Source organism: Pseudomonas sp. CAM1A (genome assembly GCF_047501685.1).
In the GTDB taxonomy this organism is placed as follows: domain Bacteria; phylum Pseudomonadota; class Gammaproteobacteria; order Pseudomonadales; family Pseudomonadaceae; genus Aquipseudomonas.
The window spans coordinates 426,498-450,256 of sequence record NZ_JBFNXP010000001.1 but is presented as its reverse complement, the minus strand read 5'-3'; the positions used below and the strand labels follow the sequence as shown (position 1 = coordinate 450,256).

Here is a 23,759-nt window from a genome sequence, read left to right as displayed (position 1 = left end):
GATCATTCGCCGCGGATGTATTGCTCGAGCTGCAGGATCAGGTTGGCCTGCTCGGCGATGGTTTCTTTCACAAGGTCGCCAATCGACAACAGCCCCAGCAGCTTGCCGTTATCCACTACGGGCAGGTGGCGCAGATGGCGGTTGGTCATCAGGTTCATGCAGTACTCGAGGTTCTGCTTGGGCTCAACGGTGACTACCGGCGAACTCATGATTTCCCGTACCGGCGTGGCAGCCGATGAGCGCCCCTTGAGTACCAGTTTGCGGGCATAGTCGCGCTCGCTGACGATGCCTACGACCTGGTCGTTTTCCATCACCGGCAATGCACCGACGTTCTTCTCCGCCAGCAGCTTCAAGGCATCCAGCACCGAGTCATCAGGGCTGATGGTGTAGACGGTCTGGTGCTGGGACTTGGCTTTGAGGATTTGTTCGACGTTCTTCATACGGGCCTCGGTGGGTGAAAAAGCGCGGTGTCGGAGTAAATAAAGCATCCGGCACGGCGCTCTGCACGGCAATGCAGGAAACGGCATCGAGGCAATTGAAAAACGTCATCGCGGCAAGGGGCTGCTGTGCAGCCCCAGGTTGGTCATCAGAGCTTCGGCATTTGCCCGATCCGCGCCACCATCTCGCTGACGATCTGCAGGTCGAGCATGAACTGCTCCACGGTCTTGAACTCGTTGTCGTTGTGCCCGGTGTACTTCACATCCGGCATGGCCAGGCCGAACTGCACGCCGTTGGGCAGGTCGTGCACCGAAGTGGCGCCGGCGGAGGTGCCGTACTCGTGCTTCATGCCCAGGTTCTCGCTGGCCACGGCCAGCAGGGCCTTGACCCACTCGCCCTCGGGGTTGCGGTACATCGGCTCGTCCATGCTGTAGTCGAAGGCCACCTTGGTCTGGCTCTTGGCAGCCCAGCTGTCGAGCTTGCCGGAGATCTCACCCTTGAGGGTGTCGAGCGACTTGCCTTTGGGAATGCGCAGGTTCACCGCCAGCTTCAGCGCCTTGTCATCCAGGCCGACGAAGGTCAGCGAGGTGGTCAGCGGGCCCATGAAGGCGTCCTTGAAGCCCACGCCAAGCTTGTTGCCCAGGTAGTCCAGGCCCCAGTTGTCGGCGGCGTAGCGGGCGGCGTCGGTGATGTGGTTGTGCTTGAGTGGCACGTCCTTGCCCAGGCCATTGAGGAAGTCGAGCATGCGCGCCACCGGATTGACCCCGGACTCGGGCTCGGAGGAGTGCGCCGAGACGCCGGTCACGGTCAGCAGCACCTGCTTGCCGTCGACTTTGGCGTCGATGCTGAAGTCACCGCCATGGCGCTTGACGTAGGCCGCGCCGGCTTTTTCCAGGGCCTTGGCCAGTTCGGCCGGCTTGTCGCCGGTCAATGTCGCCACCGAGCTGCCGGGGATCTGGTTGGTGGCCAGGCCGCCGGTGAGGTTGATCACTTCGGCGCCTTTGCCATCACCGGCACGTTTGGCGAAGGTAGCCATGACGGTGCCATAGCCCTTCTCGGCGATCACCACCGGGTAGCCGCCGTCCAGCGCGAGGTTGTAGTCGGGGGTGGCGTTGCGTTCGAAGTAGTAGGGGATGGCGTCACCGGTGGTTTCCTCGGTGGTGTCCACCAGCAGCTTGAACTGGCGCGCCAGCGGCAGCTTCTCGTCCTTGGCGACCTTCAGCGCGTACAGCGCCACGACGATGCCGTTCTTGTCGTCCTCGGTGCCGCGGCCGTACATGCGGTCGCCCACCAGGGTGACCTTGAACGGGTCGAGCTTGGTGCCGTCCTTGAGCTTCCAGTTTTCCGGGGTCACCGGCACCACGTCGGCATGGGCGTGGATCCCGATGACTTCCTTGCCCTCGCCGAGGGTGATCTCGTAGACGCGGTTGTCGATATTGCGGAACTGCAGGCCGAAGCCCTCGGCCAGGGCCTTGATCTTGTCGGCGATCTTGAGGAACTCCGGGTTTTCGTGCTGCGGCACGCCCTCTTTGCGAACGGTCGGGATCTCCACCAGTTCGCGCAGGGTTTCCTTGGCGGCCTTGCCGTATTTGATGCGGGTGTACAGGCCCAGCAGGCGGTTGATCTCGTCCTGCTGCTCGGCAGCCAGCGGCTTGCCGGCCAGGTACAGCTTGAGGGTGTCGCCCAGCTTGTCGGCCTTGGCCAGGTCGCTGCCGGCCAGCTTGCCGAGGAACTGCTTGAAGTCGGCCGGATCGCTGCCGTCGTAGGCCTTGATGATGGCGGCGGACTGCTGCTGGGAGAGGTTGGCCTGGGCCGGGATCGAGAACATGGCCACGCTGGCCAGCAGGAGCGATGCGGCGGATAGCTTGGTAAATGGCATGGGTGTGCGCATTCCTTTGCAAGTGGATGAGAGTGCCCGTTTACGCAAACGGAAGAGGCCCACGCTATCACCAATGACTACTGGCGCGGGAGAGGTGGCAATGTGCATTTCTGCACAAACGTGCAAGCTTTCATCTACGACGCGGTCTGCAGACTTATGACAAAAATGCGTATCATTAGCGTTTTTTGTAATAACCCGTTCTACGAGAGAAGGATCCTCATGTTCACGTCTTACCTTGCCCCCCTGGCCGGGGTGCTGGCCTTCACCCTTGCCTGCATCACGCCCGCCCAGGCCCGCGACGATGGCACCGACCACTCTGTCACCCTGGAAAAGGTCGTGCAGACCTTCACCGTGCAGACCGACGGCAGCTTCCAGGTGGCGGTCGAGTCGGTCTCGCGCATCAACGAAGAGCGGGCCATCCAGGCCAAGGCCCAGCAGCCGCTGAGCTACAACCGCTCGTACGAAACCCTGGAGGTCGACGAAGCCTTCACCCAGAAGCCCGATGGCCGCAAGGTGATGGTCGATGCCTCGCAGATCAAGGAGCAGCAGGAGCAGGCGTCCACCTACGCGCCGATGTTCCAGGACTCCCGGGTCAAGGTGGTGATCTTCCCGGAAGTGGCCGTCGGCGATCGCCTGGTGCTGCGCTACAAGCGCCACCGCAGCACTGCGCTGTTCCCCGGCCACTTCGAGGACCTCACCGGCCCGGATTTCCACCCCGTGGAGCAGTTCTCGCTGATCTACGACATGCCGGCGGATCTGCCGCTCTACGCTGATGCCCGTGGCTTCAAGGCGTCCACGCCCAAGGCCGGCAAGGGCCGCAAGGTCTACCGCTGGGACTTCGTGCCCGCCGACAGGGCCAGGATCGAGGCGAGCGCCGTGTCCTACCTGGACTACGGCCAGTACCTCGCGGTCTCGACCTTCAAGGACTACGCAGGGCTTGCCGCCAGCTACCAGGCGCGCGCCGGCGTGGAAGTGACGCCGGCCATCGCCGCACTGGCCGAGCAGCTGACGGCGAACCTGCCCGATGCCCGGGCCAAGGCGCTCAAGCTCAGCGACTGGGTGCGTGAGAACATCCGCTATGTGGCGGTCTATGTCGGTGCCGGCGGGGTGGTCCCGCATTCGGCGCAGAGCGTGCTGGACAATCGCTATGGTGACTGCAAGGACCATGTCGCCCTGCTTGAGGCATTGCTCAAGGCCGCAGCCATCGAAAGCTCGCCTGCCCTGGTCAACCTCGGCAACGCCTACCACCTGCCCAAGGTGCCGACCCTGGGCGTGCTCAACCATGTGCTGACCTACGTACCGAGCCTGGACCTGTACCTCGACTCGACCGACCCGTCGGTGGCCGCCGGCTACCTGCCGCTGATGGACCTGGACAAGACGACGCTGCTGACTGCCTCTGGCGCGTTCGGCAAGACCCCGGCTTCCCAGTTCGGCAAGCAGGTTGGTGAGATGCTGTTCAAGGTCAAGGGCACGGGCGCCGCGGACTTCACCGGCGCTTCGACGATCGAGGGTTGGGCCAGCGAGGTCAACCGCTATGGCGCCAAGTCGATGAACCCGGCCGACCTCGACCGCATGGTCGAGCAGGTGCTCAATGCCTACGGGCAGCGGGGCAGCGGCAAGATCCTGATCCAGCCATCGGTGGCGCCGGAGCGCTTCCACAGCCAGGTCCAGGGCCATACCGAGAACCTGGTGAACCTGCCAGGGCCAGTGGGGCTCCCTGCACTGAGCAGCCTGGTCGGCGGTATCTCGCAGATGGTCTATGGTTTTGCCGCGGAAAACGAACGCACCCAGGGCTTCGTCTGCATTTCCAACGAAACGGTGGAGAAGTCGCGCTTCGAGTTCCCTGCCGAAGTCACCGTCCTGGCGACGCCCAAGGCCGTTGCCGTGAAGGAAGGCAGCTTCGACTACAGCGCCCGTTACACGCGCGATGGCAATGCCGTGGTGGTCGAGCGGCACATGCAGTTCAAGCATCCGAAGGCGGTGTGCACGCCTGAAGAGTTCAAGGCGATGAAGCCGGTCATTGAAACCATGGTCAGGGACCTGCAAGGCCAGATCATCGTGCAGGGCTGAGGCCCGCAAACGCAAAAGCCCCGCCAGAGCGATCTGAGCGGGGCTTTTGTTTGCCGCCGTCGGTGAAAACACACGGGTGGCAGCGCGAAGTCATGGCGCACTCGGCGGGATTCGAACCCACGACCCCTGCCTTCGGAGGGCAGTACTCTATCCAGCTGAGCTACGAGTGCAACGCGCCGCATGATACCCATCTGCGTTGGTGGCGTCCATCGCCTTGATATAGGAGTGTTTTTCCCTGGCTATGCAATCGCGGGCCCGTGGCAGCGGGCTTGGCCTGCGATGCGCTCTAACCATATTCGATATCGGTATTTTCCAGGCCAGGCTTATACCCGCTATTTTCTCGCCACAACTTGTCATAACAAGTCAGCCGACAGAGAAGACCATGGCCGAATTGCTCCCGCTTTCTCCCGTACCGCTTTACACCCAGCTCAAGGAGCTGCTGCGCGAGCGCATCCTCGACGGCAGCTACCCACCGCACAGCCGCATGCCCTCGGAAAACGAGCTGGGCAAGGCCTTCGACGTCAGCCGCATTACCGTGCGTCAGGCCCTGGGCGACCTGCAGAAGGAAGGGCTGATCTTCAAGATCCATGGCAAGGGCACCTTTGTCGCCAAGCCCAAGGCGTTCCAGAACGTCAGCACCCTGCAGGGCCTGGCCGAGTCGATGACGCAGATGGGCTATGAAGTGCTCAACCGCCTGCGCAGTTTCCGCCATGTGCCGGCCAGTGCGTTGGTGGCGCAACGACTGCAGGTAGAGGAGGGCAGCCTGGTTACCGAAATCCGCCGCGTGCGCCTGATCAACCGCGAGCCGGTGTCGCTGGAAATCACCTGGCTGCCCCAGGCGGTCGGCGAGAAGCTGGAGAAGGCCGACCTGGTTACCCGCGACATCTTTCTGTTGCTGGAAAACGACTGCGGCATCGCCCTTGGCCATGCCGACTTGGCCATCGACGCGGTGCTCGCCGACAGCGACCTGACCCAGGCGCTGGAGGTGGAAGAGGGCGCGCCGATCATGCGTATCGAGCGCCTCACCCACACCGCCGACGGCGCCCCATTGGACTTCGAACACCTTTATTACCGTGGCGACGCGTTCCAGTACCGCCTGCGCATCGACCGCCAGAAGGGAGGCAAGGCATGAGCATCGAGACCCAGGATTACGACATCGTCGTCATCGGTGGCGGCACCGCCGGGCCCATGGCCGCGATCAAGGCCAAGGAGCAGGACAAGACCCTGCGCGTGCTGTTGCTGGACAAGGCCAACGTCAAGCGCAGCGGCGCCATCAGCATGGGCATGGACGGCCTGAACAACGCCATCATCCCCGGGCACGCCACGCCCGAGCAGTACACCAAGGAAATCACCGTCGCCAACGACGGCATCGTCAACCAGGCCGCGGTGCATGCCTACGCCACCAAGAGCTTCGAGACCATCGAGCAGCTCGACCGCTGGGGCGTGAAGTTCGAGAAGGACGAAACCGGCGACTACGCGGTGAAGAAGGTCCACCACATGGGCGCTTATGTGCTGCCCATGCCCGAGGGCCACGACATCAAGAAGGTGCTGTACCGCCAGCTCAAGCGCGCCCGGGTGGAGATCAGCAACCGCATGGTCTGCACCCGCGTGCTGCTCGATGGCGAAGGCGCCGCCGCCGGAGTACTGGGCTTTGACTGCCGCTCGGGCGAGTTCCGGGTGATCCGCGCCAAGGCGGTTGTCCTTGCCTGCGGCGCCGCCGGGCGCCTGGGCCTGCCCTCGTCGGGCTACCTGATGGGCACCTACGAAAACCCCACCAATGCCGGCGACGGCTACGCCATGGCCTACCATGCCGGGGCGGAGCTGGCCAACCTGGAGTGCTTCCAGATCAACCCGCTGATCAAGGACTACAACGGCCCGGCCTGCGCCTACGTCACCGGGCCCTTGGGCGGCTACACCGCCAACAGCAAGGGCGAGCGCTTCATCGAGTGCGACTACTGGAGCGGGCAAATGATGTGGGAGTTCCACCAGGAGCTCGAAGGCGGCAACGGCCCGGTGTTCCTCAAGCTCGACCACCTGGCCGAGGAAACCATCCAGAACATCGAACAAATCCTGCACAGCAACGAGCGCCCCAGCCGTGGCCAGTTCCACGCCGGGCGCGGCACCGACTACCGCCAGCACATGGTCGAGATGCATATCTCCGAGATCGGCTTCTGCTCCGGGCATTCGGCTTCGGGGGTGTGGGTCAACGAAAAGGCCGAGACCAGCGTCAAGGGCCTGTACGCCGCCGGCGACATGGCCGCGGTACCGCACAACTACATGCTCGGCGCTTTCACCTATGGCTGGTTCGCCGGGGTGAATGCCGCGCAGTACGTGGCCGGGCGTGAGTACGCCGAGGTCGACACGCAGCAGGTCGAACGCGAACAGGCGCGGGTGTTCGCGCCCTTGCAGCGTGAGCACGGCCTGCCGCCGGCCCAGGTCGAGTACAAGCTACGCCGCATGGTCAACGACTACCTGCAGCCGCCCAAGGTGACCAAGAAGATGGAAATCGGCCTGGCGCGCTTCGCCGAAATCGAACGCGATCTTGAGCAGATGAAGGCCAACAACCCCCATGAGCTGATGCGTGCCATGGAAGTTGCGGTCATCCGCGACTGCGCCGAGATGGCCGCGCGCGCTTCGTTGTTCCGCAAGGAGAGCCGCTGGGGGCTGTACCACCACCGGGTTGATTTCCCCGAGCGCAATGATGGCGAGTGGTTCGTGCATTGCCATCTGAAGAAGGGCGAGGACGGTGAGATGACCAGCTTCAAGAAAGCGGTGGAGCCGTACCTGATCCCGCTGGATGCCGAGGAACAGACCGCGTACGACCGGCTGCGCGTGAAGGCCGATGCCGCCTGATCGCGGGGCAAGCCCGCTCCCACGGTAGATCCCAGACGTGGAAGCGGGCTTGCCCCGCGATTGCGATGCCAATGACAGAACGAGGGCCAAAGGCCCCAAGGACCCCGTGAACATGGCCTACCAACCCCAGGAAATCTTCTTTCGCAGCAGCGCCCCGGTGACCATCGACGAAGACAAATGCATCGCCGAAAAAGGCTGCACGGTCTGCGTCGAGGTGTGCCCCATGGACCTGTTGGCCATCAACCCGGCCACGCAGAAGGCCTACATGGCCTTCGACGAATGCTGGTACTGCATGCCCTGCGAGAAGGACTGCCCCACCGGCGCGGTGAAGGTTGATATCCCTTACCTGCTGCGCTGAACCCGAACCCCGCCATCCGGCCGAACCACCGGACGCCCACCTGCAACGCCCCTCGTTTCCCACCACCCAGCCCGGTGGCGGAGACGACGCCAATACTCAGAACGATTCGAGGGGAAGCACCCATGCGCCTTGTAGCAACCGTGGCCGGCCTTGCGCTGGCAATCACCGGCCTGAACGCCAGCGCCGAAACCATCCGTATCGCCATCGGCACCCAGGACACCACCATCAACTGCGCCACCGGCGGCCTGTTGATCCGCGAGCTGGGCCTGCTCGACAAATACCTGCCCCATGACGGCAAGTACAAGGACGCCCAGTACCAAGTCGAGTGGAAGAACTTCACCAGCGGCGCGCCGCTGACCAACGAGATGGTCGCCGGCAAGCTCGACTTCGGCGCCATGGCCGACTTCCCCGGCTCGTTCAACGGCGTCGCCCACCTCGACGCCGGCAAGCGCAGCCTGTTCATCAGCGTGCTGTCCGGCAGCGTGCACGGCAGCGGCAACGGCATCGTGGTGCCGGCCGCCTCCAGCGTGCAGTCGCTGGCCGAGCTCAAGGGCAAGACCATCTCCGTGCCGTTCGCCTCCACCGCCCACGGCATGCTGCTGCGCGCGGTCGCCGCCCAAGGCTGGGACCCGCAGAAGGACGTCAAGATCATTGCCCAGGCCCCGGAGATCGCCGGTTCCGCCCTGCGCAGCAACCGCATCGAGGCCCACGCCGACTTCGTGCCCTTCGCCGAGCTGTTCCCCAACCGCGGCTTCGCCCGCAAGATCTACGATGGCGCCCAGGCCAACGCGCCGACCTTCCATGGCGCGCTGGTGGACGCCGACTACGCGAAAAAGTACCCGGAAGTGGTCACCGCCTACCTGCGTGCAAGCCTGGAAGCCGACCGCCTGCTCGCCGACGAGCCCGAGAAGTACAGCGAGCTGATCGAGAAAGTCACTGGTATCGAAGCCGAGGTGAACTACCTGTTCCACGGCCCGCTCGGCCTGCAGACCCGCGACCTCACCTGGAAGCCCGAGTACCGCCAGGCTGTAGCCACCTCCATCGACACCCTCAAGTTGCTGAAGAAGACCGACCGGGGCCTGGACACCGCGCAGTTCATCGACGACCAGTACATCCGCAGCGCCTACCAGCAGGCCGGGCAGGACTACGAGCAGGCGCTGAAGAACTACGACCCGCTGCCGCTCAAGGCCGTTGATGCCGCGACCGGCAAAGCCATTACCGACTTCAGCCGCCTGGCGCAGATCTGGGTGCGCGGCGAGGACAAGGTGCGCCACTACGCCTCGCCGGAGGCCGCGCTCAGCGCCCTGGCCCAGTTGGAGCAGGAGGGCAAGGACATCCGCGCGATCTACGCCCAGGCCGTCGACAGCGGCATCAAGCTGCTGGCCAACCAGGCCTGGTTCGTGCGCAACGGCCAGGGCCAGCTGGCGGCTTTCCTGCTCAAGGGCCAGGCCGAGCAGTACGCCAAGGCCCATGGCGGCGAAGCGCTGGACTTCGTGCATGCCAACCAGAAGCTGCTCGCCCAGCGCTGATCGGGAGCCGCCGCCATGACCCGTGACCTTGCGCGCTGGCCCCTGCGTCTGGCTTCGCTGCTGGGCTGCCTGCTGTTCTGGCAGCTGGCCGCGAGCCACAAGCTGGACCTGCTGCTGTTCACCTTCACCTACGTGCCCACGCCCGGCGCGGTGCTCGACGCCGCCTGGCAACTGCTGGCCTCCAACGCCCTGCTGGCGCACCTGGGCAGCAGCCTGGCGCGGGTGTTCGCCGGCTACGGCGTGGCGGCGCTGCTGGGGGTGAGCCTGGGCCTGTTGATCGGCCGCTCGAAGTGGCTGGAGGACACGCTGATGCCGCCGCTGGAAGTGTTGCGGCCGATCCCGGCGGTGGCCTGGATCCCGCTGGCGATCCTGATGTTCCCCTCCTCGGAGCTGTCGATGGTGTTCATCACCTTCACCGGTGCGCTGTTCCCGATCCTGCTCAATACCGTGCACGGCGTCGAGGCGATCGACCCGCGCCTGGTGGCCTCGGCGCGCAGCCTGGGCGCCGGGCGCTGGGCGATCCTGCGCGAAGTGGTGCTGCCGGGCGCGCTGCCGAGCATCGTCACGGGGCTGGCCATCGGCATGGGCACCTCGTGGTTCTGCCTGGTGACCGCCGAGATGATCGCCGGGCAGTTCGGTATCGGTTACTACACCTGGGAGTCCTACACCTTGCAGAATTACCCCGACATCATCGTCGGCATGCTGCTGATCGGCGTGCTGGGCATGGGCAGCAGCGCGCTGGTCAAGCGCCTTGGCGCGCTGGCCACGCCCTGGATACGGAGGCGTGCGTGATGAGCAGTTATCAACAGGTGCCCGGGCGTATCGAAGCCCACGGGCTGTCGATTCGCCTTGGCCATGGGCGTGACACGTTCGAAGCGGTGCAGGCGCTGGACTTTGCCATCGCCCCGGGCGAGTTCGTGTGCATCCTCGGGCCGTCCGGCTGCGGCAAGTCCACCTTGCTCGGCGCACTGGCCGGGCACCTGACGCCGGCCGGCGGCCAGTTGTTGGTGGACGGGCAAGCGGTCGGCGGCCCTTCGCCGCAACGCGGCATGGTGTTCCAGCATCACACCCTGCTGCCTTGGCTCCGCGTGCTCGACAACGTGGCCTTCGGCTTGAAGATGCAGGGGCTGGGCAAGGCCGAGCGTCAGCATCAGGCCGCCGAGATGCTGCAACTGGTCGGCCTGGGTGATTTCGCCCAACGCTGGCCCAGCCAGTTGTCCGGCGGCATGCAGCAACGCGCCGAGATCGCTCGGGTGCTGATCAATCGCCCGCGCCTGCTGCTGATGGACGAACCGTTCGGCGCCCTCGATGCGCAGACCCGTGCGCGCATGCAGGAACTGCTGCTGGATATCTGGGCGCGCATCCGCACCACGGTGGTGTTCGTTACCCATGACATCGACGAGGCGCTGTTCCTGGCCGACCGCCTCCTGGTGATGAGCCCCCGGCCTGGGCGCTTTATCGAAGACCTGCGGCTGGACTTCGCCCGCCCGCGGCAAGCGAGCCTGCTGACCAGCCCTGCATTCACCCACCTCAAACGCCATTGCCTGGCGCTGCTGCGCCATGAAGACGGCCGCGAGCTGCCGCGCCTGACACCCTTGGGCCTGCCCGACACCGACCATCCTCCGCTGCGGATTGCGCTATGACTGAACGAACCACGGACAACCCCGACATCATCGAACTGCTGCCACGCCTGAACGCCCTTGATGCCGGCGTGCGACGCATCGCCCTGATGGAACTGGCCGACCTGGAAGACCCGCACGGCCTGCCCTGGCTCACCGATGCGCTGTTGGTCGACGCCAATGCTGATGTGCGCGCCGAAGCCGCGCGCTTGCTCGAAGCCTGGGAGGCGCCGGAAGTGGTGCAGGGCCTGTGCGCCGCATTGGCCGACCCCGCCGAGCCGGTGCGCCTGGCGGCCGCCCAGAGCCTGAGCGAGCTCAAGACCCAGGAGGCCGGGCAGCTGATCCTGCCGTGGGCCACCCATGCCGATGCCTTCGTGCGCGCCAGCGCCCTGCGCGCCTTGCGCGAGCTGCGCCTGGAGGACGCCGCTGTGCCTGCGTTGCAGGCGTTGGCGGATGTGGATGCCGGCGTGCGCCGCGAAGCGGTGGGCATCCTCGGCTGGCTCAAGCATGCGCCGGCCTTGCCCGCGCTGGCGCAGCTGGCGGCCAACGAGCCGGATACCGAGGTGCGTCGCGCCGCCATTGGCGCGTTGGGCCTGGCCCGGGATGCCGGTGTGCTGCCGGCGCTGATCGGCGCCCTGGCCGACGAGGCCTGGCAGGTGCGTGAAGAGGCGGCGACAACCCTGGGCAAGGTCGGCCAGGCTGAAGCGGGTCAGGCCTTGATCGCGGCGCTGGGCGACAGCTACTGGCAGGTCCGCTTGCGCGCGGCGCGGGCCTTGGGCCGGCTGCGCCATGCGGCCGCGCTGGAGGGGCTGGCGCAGTTGCTGGGCCATGGCATCGCCAACCTGCGCAAGGAAGCCGCGCTGGCGCTGGGCGAGCTGGGTGAAGCCCGGGCTTTGCCGGCGTTGCAGGCGGCCGAGGCCGACAGCGACCCGGAAGTGCGCAAGGCGGTGCGCATCGCCCTGGCGCAGTTGCAGGGGGTGGTGTGATGGACGCGCCCAGCGCCTTGCGCAACCGCCGCGAACGCGGTGAGCTGCTGGTGCACTGGGGTGAGGCTGCGCAGGTGATCAGCCACGCCCGGCTGCGCGGTGCCTGCCCCTGCTCACAGTGCCGGGCAGCACGGCTGAAGGGTGCGATTTCACTGGTGGGCGAGGATGTGCGGGTGACGCGGATCGAGGTCCAGGGGTATGGGGTGCAGCTGGTGTTCAGCGATGGGCATGAGCGGGGGATTTATCCCTGGGACTACCTGCGCGAACTGGGCTGAAATCGATCGCGGGGCAAGCCCGTTCCCATGGAGTCACTTGCGTGGGAGCGGGCTTGCCCCGCGATATGGCCGGTACAGGCAACCCATTCCTAGAGCGCAATCAACTCCGGCCGCAACCCCTCCACCCTATGCACCACCGGCCGCAGATACCCGCCATCCCCGGTAATCTGGTGCAGCACCTTCTCGCGCAAGCCATGCAGTGCCACCCCGGTGCGTTGGCGCGGATGCTGCAGACCAACTTCCACCACCGCCTTGATCCGCCCCGGCCGCGGTTCCAGCACCACCACCCGGTCGGCCAGGTAGGTCGCTTCCTCTGCATCGTGGGTGACCAGCAGGATGGTGATCCCCGCACGTTCACGAATTGCCAGCAGTTCGTCCTGCAGTTGTTGGCGGGTCAGGGCGTCGAGGGCGCCGAAGGGTTCGTCCAGCAGCAGGATCCGTGGGCTGGCCACCAGGCCGCGGGCGATGGCCACGCGCTGGGCCATGCCGCCGGACAGCTGGTGCGGATAGGCCGATTCGAAACCGACCAGCCCTACCAGTTGCACAAATTCATGCACCCGACGGGCGCGCTCGCCCTGGGTGAGCTTGTCGTTGACCAGCCCCAGGCCGATGTTCTGCGCCACCGTCAGCCATGGGAACAGGCGGTGCTCCTGGAACACGATGCCGCGCTCGCCGCCAATGCCATCGACCGGCTGGCCGTCGACCCGGATCGTGCCGCTGTAGTCGGTGTCCAGCCCCACCAGCAGGCGCAGCAGGGTGGATTTGCCGCAGCCGGAGGAGCCGACGATGGCGATGAACTCGCCTTGGTTGATCGACAGGTCGAAGTTGCGGATCGCCTCGAAGGGCTGGCCATCGACGCTGAAGGTCTTGCCGACCCCTTCGAAGCTGACCAGCGGCGGCGTGGCGTCGGGTTGGTTGGCCGCGTGCAGGGCCGGGGTGATGAAGGCGTTCATGCGGATCTCCAGCGCGTGGCGCGCGATTCGAGGCGTTGGCCGAGGTGGCCGAGCAGGGCGCCGACCAGGCCGATCAGGACCATGGCGGCCATCACCTGGTCCATGCGGAACAACTGTTGGGCGCCGATCATCAGGCTGGCGATGCCGCCGTCCGAGGGCATGAAGTACTCGGCGCCGATAGTGCCGAGCCAGGCGTAGATCAGTGCCAGGCGCAGCCCGGCGAAGATCGCCGGGGCGGTGCCGGGCAACACCAGCAGGCGCAGGCGGTGCGGCAGGTCCAGGCGCAGGGCCTGCGCCGCCTCGCCCAGTTGTGGCGGGAGGCTGGCGATGCCGCGCTGGGTGGCGATCAGCAGCGGGAAGAACGCCGCCAGCGCGACGAACACCAGCTTGGCGCCTTCACCCAGGCCGAACCAGGCAGTCAGCAGCGGCACCCAGGCAAACAGCGCCACCTGGCGCAGCGCCGACAGGCTCGGGCCGAGCAGGCGCTCGGCGTTGGCTGACAGGCCCAGCAGCAGGCCCAGGGCGAACCCCGCGCCACCGCCGAGCAGCAGGCCGGCCAGGGTGCGTTGCAAGCTCAGGCGCAGGGCCTCGGGCAACGAACCGTCGAGCAGGCCTGCGTACAGGCTGCGCAGCACATCCAGCGGTGAAGAGAGGATGTTGGCATCGACCCAGCCAAGGCTGTTGGCGGCCTGCCACAGCAGCAACAGCCCCGCAGGCAGCAGCAGGCTTTGCCAGCCGCGTGGCACCTGGCCGCGCAACTGCTCGCCAGTGGCCGGTTGCGGCCAGTGCAACAGGCTGCGTTCAAGGCGCGTGAAGCCGCGATCCATCAGCGCGCCGACCAGGCCAATCAACAGGATGCAGAGGAACACCAGGTCGAGCATGAACAACTGCCGCCCCCAGACCATCAGGTAGCCGATGCCTTCGCTGGAGGCCAGCAGTTCCACAGCCAGCAGCGAGGTCCAGCCAGTGGCCAGGGCCAGCCGCACACCGGCGAGAAACGCCGGTAGCGCGGCGGGCAGCAACAGGCGCAGGAACAGCAGGTGAGGGGGCAGGCGCAGGACGGCGGCGGCTTCGCGCAGTTTGGGTTGGGCGTCGCGCACGCCGACCAGGGTATGCAGCGTGACCGGCACTACCACGGCCTTGACCAGCACCACCAGCTTGAGCAGCTCGCCGATGCCGAAGAACAGCATGAACAGCGGGATCCAGGCCAGAGTGGGGATCTGCGCCAGGGCGACGAAGGTGGGCAGCACCAGGGTCTGCGCCCGTCGCGAGCCGCCCAGCCAGGTGCCCAGCAGCAGGCCGCTGGCTATCCCCGCCAGCAGCCCCCAGATCAGGCGCTGCAGACTTATCCACAGGTGGCCCCAGAGTTCGCCGGAGCCGAACTCCAGCGCACTCTGCCAGACCAGCGCGGGGGCGGGCAGGATCTGTTCGCTCATCCAGTGCTCACGGCTGGCGACGACCCACAAGGCCGCCACCGCCAACGGTACGATCCACGGCAGGTAGAAGCGGCCTTGCGTCGCGAAAGGCCCGCGTAGCGGCCCCCACAGGCGCCGCAGATTGGCGCTCAAGACTTCGCTCATCGGGGCATCTCCCAAACCGTTCCTTGTTTATTCATTTATGGAATTAAAAATTCACACAAATGGCATTCAAGGGATAAGAGCATGCGGCCGATGCATGCGAAAGCCCCATCCCGTTGCGTTTTCCTCATATTTTCCATGCGTTTCCTGCAAGTCCGCCGCAGGCCCGCATGACGTCTGGTTTATGTCTTCTGGTTACTAAAAAATGAAGTTTTGATCTTTGTAGGTTCTAACCGGACCTGCCTAGCTTCTGGCCCATAGCGCCGGCCATCCGCCGGTGGCAGCCTGCCAAGGAGCCTTGCCATGAACACCGCCTTCCGCCACCTGATCAGCCCGTTGCTCGCCGCCCTGTTGAGTGCCGTGCCCGTGGCAGCGCATGCCGCCCAGCCGGATGTGATCCGTATCGCCGTGCCCGACCTCAGCGCCGGCAGCAAGCCCAGCGCCGGTGGCGTGGTCGATGTGTTGCGCGACCAGCAGTTGCTGGAAAAAGAGTTTGCCAAGGATGGCATCCGTATCGACTGGCGCTTCTTCAAGGGCGCCGGCCCCGTGGTCAACGAGGCGTTGGCCAACGGCCAGGCGGACTTTGCCTACCTGGGTGATCTGGCCGCGATCATCGGCAAGGCCAATGGCCTCGACACCCGCGTGCTGTCGGCAGGGGTGCGTGGCGTGAAGAGCTACCTCGGCGTGGTGCCCGGCTCGGGCATCCACAGCCTGCAGGACCTCAAGGGCAAGCGCGTGGCGGTGTTCCGCGGCACCGCCAACCAGCTGTCGTTCGCCAGTGCCCTGGCCAGCCAGGGGCTGTCCGAACGTGAGCTGAAAGTCATCAACCTCGACTTCAACGCAGCCAACGCCGCCTTGGCCGCCAAGCAGATCGACGCCACCTGGGGCCTGTCCAGCCTGCTGTCGCTGCGCGAGCGCGGGTTGGTCGAGCTGCCGGTCAACTCCCGGGACCTGAAAGGCGCCGGCAGCACCCAGGCGGTGCTGCTCGGCACCGGCGAGTTCATCCGCCAGCACCCCGATCTGGTGCAGCGGGTGGTCAACGCCCAGGAACAGGCGGCGAAGTGGCTGCGCGACGAGCGCAATCGCGAAACTTACGTGGACCTGGTGGCGAACACCGCCAACTGGCCGAAGGCGATCCTGCGCGATGACCTGGCCCAGGAGAACCTCGCCGACTACTTCGACCCACGCCTGGATGCCGGTTTCGTCGGCCTGCTGCAACAGGGCGTCGACCTGGCCGCCAAGGAGCGCCTGATCCGCCGTGGCTTCCAGGTGGCCGACTGGGTCGAACCACGCTTCATCGACCACGCCCTGCAACAGGACCAGGCCGTCCAGGCCGCCCGCTGACCCGACAACAACCCTGAGGAGCACGACCATGAGCAACGCCGCACTGGCCACCGCGCCGCAAACCCTCGAACTCGACATCCACCCCGTTGCCGGGCGCATCGGCGCCGAGATCCGTGGCATCAAGCTGTCCGCCGACCTCGACCCGGCCACCCTCGACGCCATCCAGGCGGCGCTGGTGCAGTACAAGGTGATCTTCTTCCGTGGCCAGGAGCACCTGGACGACGTTGGCCAGGAAGCCTTCGCCCAGCGCCTCGGCGACCCCATCGCCCACCCCACGGTGCCCGTGGTCGACGGCACCAGCTACCTGCTCCAGCTTGATGGAGCCGAGGGGCAGCGGGCCAACTCCTGGCACACCGACGTGACCTTCGTCGATGCCTACCCCAAGGCCTCGATCCTGCGCAGCGTGGTGGCCCCGGCCTCCGGTGGCGACACGGTATGGGCCAACACCGCCGCGGCCTATCAGGAACTGCCCGAGCCGCTGCGCGCCCTGGCCGACCAGCTGTGGGCGGTGCACAGCAACGAGTACGACTATGCCAGTGCGAAGCCGGATGTCGACCCGGCCAAGCTTGAGCGCTACCGCAAGGTGTTCACCTCGACGGTGTACGAGACCGAGCACCCGGTGGTGCGTGTGCACCCGATCAGTGGCGAGCGCGTGCTGCAGTTGGGGCACTTCGTCAAACGTATCAAGGGCTATTCGCTGGCTGACTCGCAGCACCTGTTCGCGGTACTGCAGGGGCATGTGACACGCCTGGAAAACACTGTGCGCTGGCGCTGGCAGGCCGGGGATGTGGCGATCTGGGACAACCGCGCGACGCAGCATTATGCGGTGGACGACTACGGTACGCAGCCGCGCATCGTGCGTCGGGTGACCCTGGCCGGCGAGGTGCCGGTGGGGGTGGATGGACAGCTGAGCCGGACCACGCGCAAGGGCTGAGATCGCTGGGGCCGCAAAGCGGCCCCTGTTCGCTACAACTCGGCGTCACAGGCCACCAACTGCCTCACCAGTCCCTGCGCCAGCGCCGACAAGCCATACCCCACCCGGTTCACCACCCCATAGCGGGTGTAGAACGCCTCCTCCTGTTCCGGCGCCAGGTCCGCCAGCTTGAGCGCCACCAACCCTTCGTAAGGTCGCAGGTTCGCGCTGCAGGCGATGCCGATGGTGTCCGAGTGCAGCGCCACATTGAGCAGCGCATAGCCATGCTCGCACTCCACGCTGGGCAGGAAATCCTGGCGCCCGCTCAGGTCGCTGAGGATCTTGCGGATGTTCGGCGGGCGGAAGGTGGTCGCCAGCGGGTAGTCGAACAGGTCCTGGGCCCGCACTTCGGCGCGCTCGGTCAGCGGATGCCCGGCGCGGCAGCAGAAATGCCAGCGTTGGGGGGTGAGCTTGTGCACCTGGTAATCCGGGTCGGCTTCGAACTGGCGGGTGTCGGCGACGAAGAACTCGATCTCCTCGGCGATCAGCCGACGGTTCAAGGCCTGCCAATTGTCCACCTGGAAGCAGGTGCGCGCTGCCGGGTACTCGGCGACGAAGCGCGCCACCGCCCGCGGCACCAGCCCGCCGGCGGGCGCCGGCCCCGAGCCAAAGCGCACCACGCCGGTGGTGGCGCCGTTGAACTGGTTGATCTCGTTGACCAGGTTGTGCGCCCCATGCACCAGGCGCCGCGAATGCTCCAGCACCAGCAGGCCCTGGCGGGTCGGCGCCAGTTCCTTGCTGGCGCGGTCGACCAGGCGGCAGCCGACGTTGTGCTCCAGCGTCTGGATGCTGCGGCTGAAAGCCGATTGCGAGAGGTTCACCGCAGCCGCCGCGGCGACGAAGCTGCGATGCTCGACAAGGGCGATGAAGTGGCGGAGCTGGCGCAGGTCGATATGCATTTTCTACATGGAAACTTTCGGTGGAATGCAATTGCTGGGAAGGGTTGGGAACCTTATAAAGGGAGTCTCTTATTCCACAAAATATGAATTACAAATATTTATATCTCTTAAAAGAATATAAGCCAGCCTGACCGCGATTCGGTTCCGCCAACGGAAATGCTCGCCTGGGCCCTTGCCTCAAGGAGCATCTGCATGTCCCGACTTTCCCGTTGGCCCGCGCGCGCCTCGCTGTTCGCCCTGCAACCCCTGGCGGCTGGCGTGCTGTTGGCCGCTTCCGGCAGCAGCCTTGCCGATGAGCCCAGCGCTGCCCCACCCGTGACGCAGGAGGCCAAGCTTGGCACCGTCACCGTCAATGCCCGGCGACGCGAAGAGACCGCGCAGAGCGTGCCCACGCCGATCAGCGTGCTGGGCAGCGAAACCCTCGAGACCCAGCGCATCTACCGCGTGCAGGATTTGCAGCAACTGGTGCCGAGCACCAACGTCGCCTACGTGCACGCCCGCCAATCGAGCATCTCCATCCGCGGCCTGGGCAACAACCCGGCCAGTGATGGCCTGGAAGGCAGCGTCGGGATCTACCTCGACAACGTCTACCTCGGCCGTCCGGGCATGGCGGTGTTCGACCTGCTCGATGTCGAGCAGCTGGAAGTGCTGCGCGGCCCGCAGGGGACGCTGTTCGGCAAGAACACCACTGCCGGGGTGCTCAATATCACCACGCGCAAGCCGACCTTCCACCAGGAGGGCAGCGTGCAGTCCTCGCTGGGCGAGGATGGCTACTGGCAGACCCAGGGCAGTTTCTCCGGCCCTTTGACCGACACCCTCGCCGGGCGCATCAGCGCTTATCACACCGAGGACGACGGCTATGTGAAGAACGTCTACAACGGCCACGATCTCAACGGTGGCAAGCGTCAGGGCTTTCGCACCCAGTTGCTGTTCAAGCCCAGCGAAACCTTCAATCTGCGCTGGATCGGCGAATACAACGAGGAGAACTCCGATAACGGCATCCTCAGCCTGTACAGCACCGGCCCGACCATCAACGGCGTGAACCGCTACGAGAGCCTGGCCGCCCAGGCCGGCGCGACCCTGGTGTCGGGTAAGGACCGCAAGGTCAACTTCGACGCCGACCAGATGGTCAAGGTATTCCAGGGCGGTACATCGGTGGAGGCCAACTGGACCCTGCCCAACGACTTCACCCTCACCTCGATCACCGCTTACCGCTGGTGGGACTTCACCCCGCGCAACGACGACGGCCTCAACGTGCCGGTGTTCTACAGCGCCGGGGTATCGGTGCGGGACAAGCAGTACTCTCAGGAGATTCGCCTGGCTTCGCCCACCGGCGGCTTCTTCGACTACGTGCTGGGGGCGTACTACTTCAAGCAGGACCTGGACAACAAATCGTTCACCTACCACGGGCCGCAGGCCGACATCTGGAACCTGACCCCGGCCGGCGCCCTGGCCAATGTGAACACCATCGGTAATGGCCACATCGATACCGACAGTTATGCGTTGTTCGCCCAAGGCACCTGGCACCTGACCGAGCGTCTGGATTTCACCGCCGGAGTGCGCGGCACCTATGAAGAGAAAAGCGCCTGGGTGACCCGCGACGCGCCGTCCGGCGGCGCGGCCGTTACCGGTGCGGCGGCCGCGGCTCGCCAGGGCAGGGTGGGCGCCTACGATTCTGGCGACCTCAACCAATACAGCTTCGCACCGTCCGGCCTGCTCAGCCTGAGCTACCGCTTCACCGATGACCTGCTGGGCTATGCCAGCCTTTCCCATGGCGAGAAATCCGGGGGCGTCAACCTGACTGTCGGCGCCGCGCCACGCCTGGGCACCGATTCGCTGCTGGTGGGGACCGAACGCGCCAACAACGCCGAACTCGGGCTCAAGAGCACCCTGTTCGACAACCGCCTGCAGCTCAACACCAACCTGTTCTGGACCGAAGTGCACGGCTACCAGGCAAACGTCTATGACCAGGTCAATCGCGTGCAGTACCTGGCCAACGCCGGCAGCGTGCGTTCGCGGGGCCTGGAGTTCGAGGCCACGGCTTTGCCGATTCGCGGGCTGACCCTGAACTTCAACGGCTCGTGGAACGACGTGCGCTACACCGAGTACGACGATGCGCCGTGCCCGCCAGAGATCAGCCTGGCCAATGCCGCCGCCACCTGCGACCTGTCCGGCCACCAGGTGGTCGGCGCCTCCAAGTACATCGCCAACCTCAACGGCCAGTACAAGTGGCAGCTGACCGAGCGTATCGAGCCCTACGTCACCGCCAGCTACGCCTTCCGCTCCAGGGCCGTCGGCACCATCGACGACTCCGACTACGGCCAGATCCCCAGCTACGCCATCGTCAACCTGTCCACTGGTGTGCGCCTGGACCAGGGGGACGGCGTGCTCGACCTGTCGCTGTGGGTGAAGAACGCCGGCGACAAGACCTACTTCACCAGCCTGTGGAACTCCGCCAACGGCGGCTATGCCGGCGTGCTGGGCACCCCGCGCACCGTGGGCGCCACCGCCCGTTACGACTTCTGAGCACAAGGAGCTTTGCCATGAACGCCAAGACCCAACCCCACGACCTGCCCGAAGGCGCCTGCCTCACCGCCAAGGTACCCGACCGCGACGAAGCCCTGCTCGGCGACGTGGTGGTCAACCCATACCGCCTGGCGCCGCTGACCGCGATCATCCGTGATGGCGGGCGCACCCTGAGCGCCGCCCATGTGCGGGTGCTGGGGCGCGGCGAGCGCGGTGTCGATATTGTCTACGATGTATCCGACCGCTCGCTGTGGACCTACGGTGGCATTCCGGTGTTCGGCCTCTACCCCGACCACGTCAACCAGATCGAGGTGAGCTACAAGCTCGATGGCGAACGCATCCGCGAACGTTACGAAATCTACGCCCCGGCAGTGCGCCTGCCGGTGGTGGCGAAGCAGACTGCCGCGCTGCCCGAAGTGGAGCCGGTCAAGGTCGCGCCCGGTTTCGAGCGGCGCCTGTACCTGTTCAACCACCTGCTGGCCGAGATCCCCGGCGGGCGTGCCTTCAAGTGGAACGGCCTGGGCGGCGCCGCCGAGTGGGACTCGGTGGGCAACAACTGGATCGCCGACAGCAACGGCGATGTGCGCTGGTACCTCGATATCGAGCAGATCCACGATTCCAACCACCGCGACGGCCTGGGCGGGACCATGGGCTTCCACCAGACCCGCGACGGCAAGCTGATCTGGGGCCAGGGCCAGACCTACTCCAAGTACGACCTGCTTGGCCGGCGTATCTGGCAGCGCAACCTGCCGGACAAGTTCGCCGACTTCTCCCACGAGATCCGCGAGACGCCCAACGGCACCTACCTGCTGCGGGTCGGCACCAGCGATTACCGCCGCCCGGACGGCAAGCGCGTGCGCTCGATCCGCGATCATATCATCGAGGTCAACGAGGCCGGCGACGTGCTGGACTTCTGGGACCTCAACCAGATCCTCGACCCGTACCGCGGCGAACTGCTGGAAACCCTGGGCAAGGCGGCCATCCAGCTGCCGGACGGCGTGCAGAAACACGACGAGCGCCTGGCCAACGAGCTGGCCGAGGGCGAGCAGCCGTTCGGCGATACGCCGGGGGTAGGCACCGGACGCAACTGGGCCCACGTCAACGCCATCGACTACGACGCCGATGACGACAGCATTATCGTTTCAGCACGCCACCAGGGCGTGGTAAAGATCGGTCGCGACAAGCAGGTGAAGTGGATTCTTGCCGCGCCCCAGGGCTGGCCGGCGCGCCTGCGGGACAAGGTGCTCAAACCCGTGGGCGAGGGCTTCGAGTGGTCCTGGACCCAGCACACCGCCTGGCTGACCGGGCGCGGCACGCTGACCGTGTTCGACAACGGCTGGGGCCGGGATTTCGGCCCGACCAAGCTGGCGGGCAACTACAGCCGGGCGGTGGAGTACAAGATCGACGAGGCCAAGGGCACGGTCGAGCAGGTGTGGCAGTACGGCAAGGAGCGTGGTGATGAGTGGTACAGCCCGATCACCTCGGTGGTGGCGTATCGGGCCGATACCGATACCCAGTTCATCTATTCGGCTTCGGTGAACTTCCTCACGCCCCAGAAGCTGACGACCAGCGTGCTCAATGAAGTGCGTCGCGGCAGCCAGGACGTGGCGGTGGAGCTGAAAGTGCACAGCCGCCAGCCGGGCAGCGTGGGCTACCGGGCGCTGGTGATCGATCTCGACAAAGCGTTCTGATGGACTAACCTTCCAGGGCCCTATCGCGGGGCAAATCGTATCGGCGCACCGATGCGATTTGCCCCGCGCTGCATTTCCACTGATCTGAATCTCGACCACTCGTTCTTTTTTTCGAACAGCCTATTGTCCAACCCCCCAGCGCCCGCTTAGCATTCCGTTTGAGATTTCAAACGCTCGGCATCCAGGCGTCGAACACCCTGGTGCACGAATTCCTGACGGCCGCCCCCCAATCGAGGGCGCCTTTTCAACAATCAAAATTCGCAGTAAAGGGAAGCCGACATGCAGCTCAAAGACGCTCAGTTGTTCCGCCAGCAGGCCTTCATCAACGGTGAATGGCTGGATGCGGACAGCGGTCAGACCATCAAGGTGACCAACCCGGCCACCGGTGAAGTGATCGGCAGCGTGCCGAAGATGGGCGCCGCCGAGACCCGCCGCGCCATCGAGGCCGCCGACAAGGCGCTGCCGGCCTGGCGCGCACTGACTGCCAAGGAGCGTGCCGGCAAGCTGCGCCGCTGGTTCGAGCTGATGATCGAGCACCAGGACGACCTGGCCCGCCTGATGACCACCGAGCAGGGCAAGCCGCTGGCCGAAGCCAAGGGCGAGATCGCCTATGCCGCCTCGTTCATCGAGTGGTTCGCCGAAGAAGCCAAGCGCGTCTACGGTGACGTCATCCCTGGCCACCAGCCGGACAAGCGCCTGATCGTCATCAAGCAGCCGATCGGTGTCACCGCCGCCATCACCCCGTGGAACTTCCCTGCCGCGATGATCACCCGTAAAGCCGGCCCGGCCTTGGCCGCCGGTTGCACCATGGTGCTCAAGCCCGCTTCGCAGACTCCGTACTCCGCTCTGGCCCTGGTCGAGTTGGCCACCCGTGCCGGCATCCCGGCTGGCGTGCTGAGCGTCATCACCGGCAGCGCCGGCGAAGTCGGCTCCGAGCTGACCGGCAACTCCCTGGTGCGCAAGCTGTCGTTCACCGGCTCGACCGAAATCGGTCGCCAGCTGATGGAAGAATGCGCCAAGGACATCAAGAAGGTTTCCCTGGAACTGGGCGGCAACGCGCCGTTCATCGTGTTCGACGACGCCGACCTGGACAAGGCGGTCGAGGGCGCGATCATCTCCAAGTACCGCAACAACGGCCAGACCTGCGTCTGCGCCAACCGTATCTACGTGCAGGACGGCGTCTACGACGCCTTCGCCGAGAAGCTCAAGGCCGCCGTGGCCAAGCTGAAGATCGGTAACGGCCTGGAAGAAGGCACCACCACTGGCCCGCTGATCGACGGCAAGGCTGTCGCCAAGGTCCAGGAACACATCGAGGACGCCGTCGCCAAGGGCGCCAAGGTGCTGTCCGGTGGCAAACTCATCGAAGGCAACTTCTTCGAGCCGACCATCCTGGTCGACGTGCCGAAAACCGCCGCCGTCGCCAAGGAAGAGACCTTCGGCCCGCTGGCGCCGCTGTTCCGCTTCAAGGACGAGGCCGAAGTCATCGCCATGTCCAACGACACCGAGTTCGGCCTGGCCTCGTACTTCTACGCCCGTGACATGAGCCGCGTGTTCCGCGTCGCCGAGGCCCTGGAATACGGCATGGTCGGCATCAACACCGGCCTGATCTCCAACGAAGTCGCGCCGTTCGGCGGCATCAAGGCCTCGGGCCTGGGCCGCGAAGGTTCCAAATACGGTATCGAGGACTACCTCGAGATCAAATACCTGTGTATCAGCGTCTGATCGCCAGGTAAACGGTTTTACCTCTGCCAGCGGGGCGCGAGAGCGACGTCTCGCTGGCCTTTTTGAC

The 23,759-nt window shown here is 65.5% G+C and carries 19 protein-coding genes and 1 tRNA gene; 14 read left to right on the top strand and 6 right to left on the bottom strand.

The window, feature by feature from the left end; all coding sequences use genetic code 11:
* Positions 1–2 precede the first annotated feature (2 nt).
* The gene (locus ABZO33_RS02075) at positions 3–440 is read right to left on the bottom strand and encodes a CBS domain-containing protein (RefSeq protein ID WP_023629224.1); all 438 of its coding nucleotides are present in this window, start codon (positions 438–440) and stop codon (positions 3–5) included.
* Positions 441–586: 146 nt separating this feature from the next.
* A complete protein-coding gene (locus tag ABZO33_RS02070; RefSeq protein ID WP_414534660.1) occupies positions 587–2,317 on the bottom strand; it encodes a dipeptidase in 1,731 nt (576 codons plus the stop codon).
* A gap of 219 nt (positions 2,318–2,536) precedes the next feature.
* Here ABZO33_RS02070 and ABZO33_RS02065 point away from each other — a divergent pair, with 219 nt between their 5' ends.
* A complete protein-coding gene (locus ABZO33_RS02065; RefSeq protein ID WP_414534659.1) occupies positions 2,537–4,387 on the top strand; it encodes a DUF3857 domain-containing transglutaminase family protein in 1,851 nt (616 codons plus the stop codon).
* Positions 4,388–4,480: 93 nt separating this feature from the next.
* Here the strand turns inward: ABZO33_RS02065 and ABZO33_RS02060 are convergent.
* Positions 4,481–4,557, bottom strand: a tRNA-Arg gene (locus ABZO33_RS02060).
* A 212-nt stretch (positions 4,558–4,769) separates the two neighbouring features.
* Here ABZO33_RS02060 and ABZO33_RS02055 point away from each other — a divergent pair.
* The 8 genes from ABZO33_RS02055 to ABZO33_RS02020 all read left to right on the top strand — a co-directional run bounded on the left by ABZO33_RS02055 (position 4,770) and on the right by ABZO33_RS02020 (position 12,007).
* Positions 4,770–5,519 carry a GntR family transcriptional regulator gene (locus tag ABZO33_RS02055; protein ID WP_102683504.1) on the top strand — a complete coding sequence of 250 codons (750 nt, stop codon included), beginning with the start codon at positions 4,770–4,772 and terminating at the stop codon, positions 5,517–5,519.
* Positions 5,516–7,240, top strand: coding sequence for a fumarate reductase/succinate dehydrogenase flavoprotein subunit (locus ABZO33_RS02050; RefSeq protein ID WP_414534658.1), 1,725 nt, complete (start codon positions 5,516–5,518; stop codon positions 7,238–7,240). The genes ABZO33_RS02055 and ABZO33_RS02050 overlap by 4 nt, the downstream gene beginning before the upstream one ends.
* Positions 7,241–7,352: 112 nt before the next feature.
* Positions 7,353–7,598, top strand: coding sequence for a ferredoxin family protein (locus ABZO33_RS02045; protein ID WP_008096634.1), 246 nt, complete (start codon positions 7,353–7,355; stop codon positions 7,596–7,598).
* Positions 7,599–7,720: 122 nt separating this feature from the next.
* Positions 7,721–9,127, top strand: a complete 1,407-nt coding sequence (locus tag ABZO33_RS02040) for an ABC transporter substrate-binding protein (protein ID WP_414534657.1) — start codon at positions 7,721–7,723, stop codon at positions 9,125–9,127.
* A gap of 15 nt (positions 9,128–9,142) precedes the next feature.
* Complete coding sequence (locus tag ABZO33_RS02035; RefSeq protein WP_414534656.1) at positions 9,143–9,919, top strand: ABC transporter permease; 777 nt, start codon at positions 9,143–9,145, stop codon at positions 9,917–9,919.
* On the top strand, positions 9,919–10,770 hold the full coding sequence (locus ABZO33_RS02030; protein WP_414534655.1) for an ABC transporter ATP-binding protein: 852 nt from the start codon (positions 9,919–9,921) through the stop codon (positions 10,768–10,770). Before ABZO33_RS02035 ends, ABZO33_RS02030 begins: the two co-directional genes overlap by 1 nt.
* Entirely contained in the window at positions 10,767–11,732 is a 966-nt protein-coding gene (locus ABZO33_RS02025) for a HEAT repeat domain-containing protein (RefSeq protein ID WP_414534654.1), read from the top strand. The genes ABZO33_RS02030 and ABZO33_RS02025 overlap by 4 nt, the downstream gene beginning before the upstream one ends.
* Positions 11,732–12,007 (top strand): DUF971 domain-containing protein, encoded by a 276-nt coding sequence (locus ABZO33_RS02020; RefSeq protein WP_414534653.1) that lies wholly within the window; start codon positions 11,732–11,734, stop codon positions 12,005–12,007. The genes ABZO33_RS02025 and ABZO33_RS02020 overlap by 1 nt, the downstream gene beginning before the upstream one ends.
* Positions 12,008–12,096: 89 nt before the next feature.
* Here ABZO33_RS02020 and ABZO33_RS02015 read toward each other — a convergent pair whose 3' ends face one another.
* Together ABZO33_RS02015 and ABZO33_RS02010 are read right to left on the bottom strand one after the other, a co-directional pair.
* Complete coding sequence (locus ABZO33_RS02015) at positions 12,097–12,960, bottom strand: ABC transporter ATP-binding protein (RefSeq protein WP_414534652.1); 864 nt, start codon at positions 12,958–12,960, stop codon at positions 12,097–12,099.
* Entirely contained in the window at positions 12,957–14,540 is a 1,584-nt protein-coding gene (locus ABZO33_RS02010) for an ABC transporter permease (protein ID WP_414534651.1), read from the bottom strand. The genes ABZO33_RS02015 and ABZO33_RS02010 overlap by 4 nt, the downstream gene beginning before the upstream one ends.
* 300 nt (positions 14,541–14,840) lie before the next feature.
* Here ABZO33_RS02010 and ABZO33_RS02005 point away from each other — a divergent pair, with 300 nt between their 5' ends.
* Entirely contained in the window at positions 14,841–15,881 is a 1,041-nt protein-coding gene (locus ABZO33_RS02005) for an ABC transporter substrate-binding protein (protein ID WP_414534650.1), read from the top strand.
* Positions 15,882–15,909: 28 nt separating this feature from the next.
* On the top strand, positions 15,910–16,815 hold the full coding sequence (locus ABZO33_RS02000) for a TauD/TfdA dioxygenase family protein (protein WP_414534649.1): 906 nt from the start codon (positions 15,910–15,912) through the stop codon (positions 16,813–16,815).
* Between the two features lie 32 nt (positions 16,816–16,847).
* Here the strand turns inward: ABZO33_RS02000 and ABZO33_RS01995 are convergent, their stop codons facing one another.
* The gene (locus ABZO33_RS01995) at positions 16,848–17,753 is read right to left on the bottom strand and encodes a LysR family transcriptional regulator (protein WP_414534648.1); all 906 of its coding nucleotides are present in this window, start codon (positions 17,751–17,753) and stop codon (positions 16,848–16,850) included.
* Between the two features lie 192 nt (positions 17,754–17,945).
* Between ABZO33_RS01995 and ABZO33_RS01990 the strand changes: the two genes are divergently transcribed.
* The 3 genes from ABZO33_RS01990 (at position 17,946) to gabD (ending at position 23,692) form a co-directional block, all read left to right on the top strand.
* The gene (locus ABZO33_RS01990) at positions 17,946–20,279 is read left to right on the top strand and encodes a TonB-dependent receptor (RefSeq protein ID WP_414534647.1); all 2,334 of its coding nucleotides are present in this window, start codon (positions 17,946–17,948) and stop codon (positions 20,277–20,279) included.
* Positions 20,280–20,296: 17 nt separating this feature from the next.
* Positions 20,297–21,970, top strand: a complete 1,674-nt coding sequence (locus ABZO33_RS01985; protein ID WP_414534646.1) for an aryl-sulfate sulfotransferase — start codon at positions 20,297–20,299, stop codon at positions 21,968–21,970.
* A gap of 279 nt (positions 21,971–22,249) precedes the next feature.
* Positions 22,250–23,692, top strand: a complete 1,443-nt coding sequence (gene gabD, locus ABZO33_RS01980) for an NADP-dependent succinate-semialdehyde dehydrogenase (protein WP_046853707.1) — start codon at positions 22,250–22,252, stop codon at positions 23,690–23,692.
* Positions 23,693–23,759 lie beyond the last annotated feature (67 nt).

Bases quoted from the DNA above. Each gene is read 5' to 3' on its own strand.
- ABZO33_RS02005 (WP_414534650.1), top strand. From the start codon at position 14,841: ATGAACACCGCCTTCCGCCACCTGATCAGCCCGTTGCTCGCCGCCCTG.
- ABZO33_RS02050 (WP_414534658.1), top strand. From the start codon at position 5,516: ATGAGCATCGAGACCCAGGATTACGACATCGTCGTCATCGGTGGCGGC.
- ABZO33_RS01985 (WP_414534646.1), top strand. From the start codon at position 20,297: ATGAACGCCAAGACCCAACCCCACGACCTGCCCGAAGGCGCCTGCCTC.
- ABZO33_RS02000 (WP_414534649.1), top strand. From the start codon at position 15,910: ATGAGCAACGCCGCACTGGCCACCGCGCCGCAAACCCTCGAACTCGAC.
- ABZO33_RS02055 (WP_102683504.1), top strand. From the start codon at position 4,770: ATGGCCGAATTGCTCCCGCTTTCTCCCGTACCGCTTTACACCCAGCTC.
- ABZO33_RS01990 (WP_414534647.1), top strand. From the start codon at position 17,946: ATGTCCCGACTTTCCCGTTGGCCCGCGCGCGCCTCGCTGTTCGCCCTG.
- ABZO33_RS01995 (WP_414534648.1), bottom strand. From the start codon at position 17,753: ATGCATATCGACCTGCGCCAGCTCCGCCACTTCATCGCCCTTGTCGAG.
- ABZO33_RS02045 (WP_008096634.1), top strand. From the start codon at position 7,353: ATGGCCTACCAACCCCAGGAAATCTTCTTTCGCAGCAGCGCCCCGGTG.
- ABZO33_RS02025 (WP_414534654.1), top strand. From the start codon at position 10,767: ATGACTGAACGAACCACGGACAACCCCGACATCATCGAACTGCTGCCA.
- ABZO33_RS02070 (WP_414534660.1), bottom strand. From the start codon at position 2,317: ATGCCATTTACCAAGCTATCCGCCGCATCGCTCCTGCTGGCCAGCGTG.
- ABZO33_RS02015 (WP_414534652.1), bottom strand. From the start codon at position 12,960: ATGAACGCCTTCATCACCCCGGCCCTGCACGCGGCCAACCAACCCGAC.
- ABZO33_RS02035 (WP_414534656.1), top strand. From the start codon at position 9,143: ATGACCCGTGACCTTGCGCGCTGGCCCCTGCGTCTGGCTTCGCTGCTG.
- gabD (WP_046853707.1), top strand. From the start codon at position 22,250: ATGCAGCTCAAAGACGCTCAGTTGTTCCGCCAGCAGGCCTTCATCAAC.
- ABZO33_RS02010 (WP_414534651.1), bottom strand. From the start codon at position 14,540: ATGAGCGAAGTCTTGAGCGCCAATCTGCGGCGCCTGTGGGGGCCGCTA.
- ABZO33_RS02040 (WP_414534657.1), top strand. From the start codon at position 7,721: ATGCGCCTTGTAGCAACCGTGGCCGGCCTTGCGCTGGCAATCACCGGC.
- ABZO33_RS02065 (WP_414534659.1), top strand. From the start codon at position 2,537: ATGTTCACGTCTTACCTTGCCCCCCTGGCCGGGGTGCTGGCCTTCACC.
- ABZO33_RS02075 (WP_023629224.1), bottom strand. From the start codon at position 440: ATGAAGAACGTCGAACAAATCCTCAAAGCCAAGTCCCAGCACCAGACC.
- ABZO33_RS02020 (WP_414534653.1), top strand. From the start codon at position 11,732: ATGGACGCGCCCAGCGCCTTGCGCAACCGCCGCGAACGCGGTGAGCTG.
- ABZO33_RS02030 (WP_414534655.1), top strand. From the start codon at position 9,919: ATGAGCAGTTATCAACAGGTGCCCGGGCGTATCGAAGCCCACGGGCTG.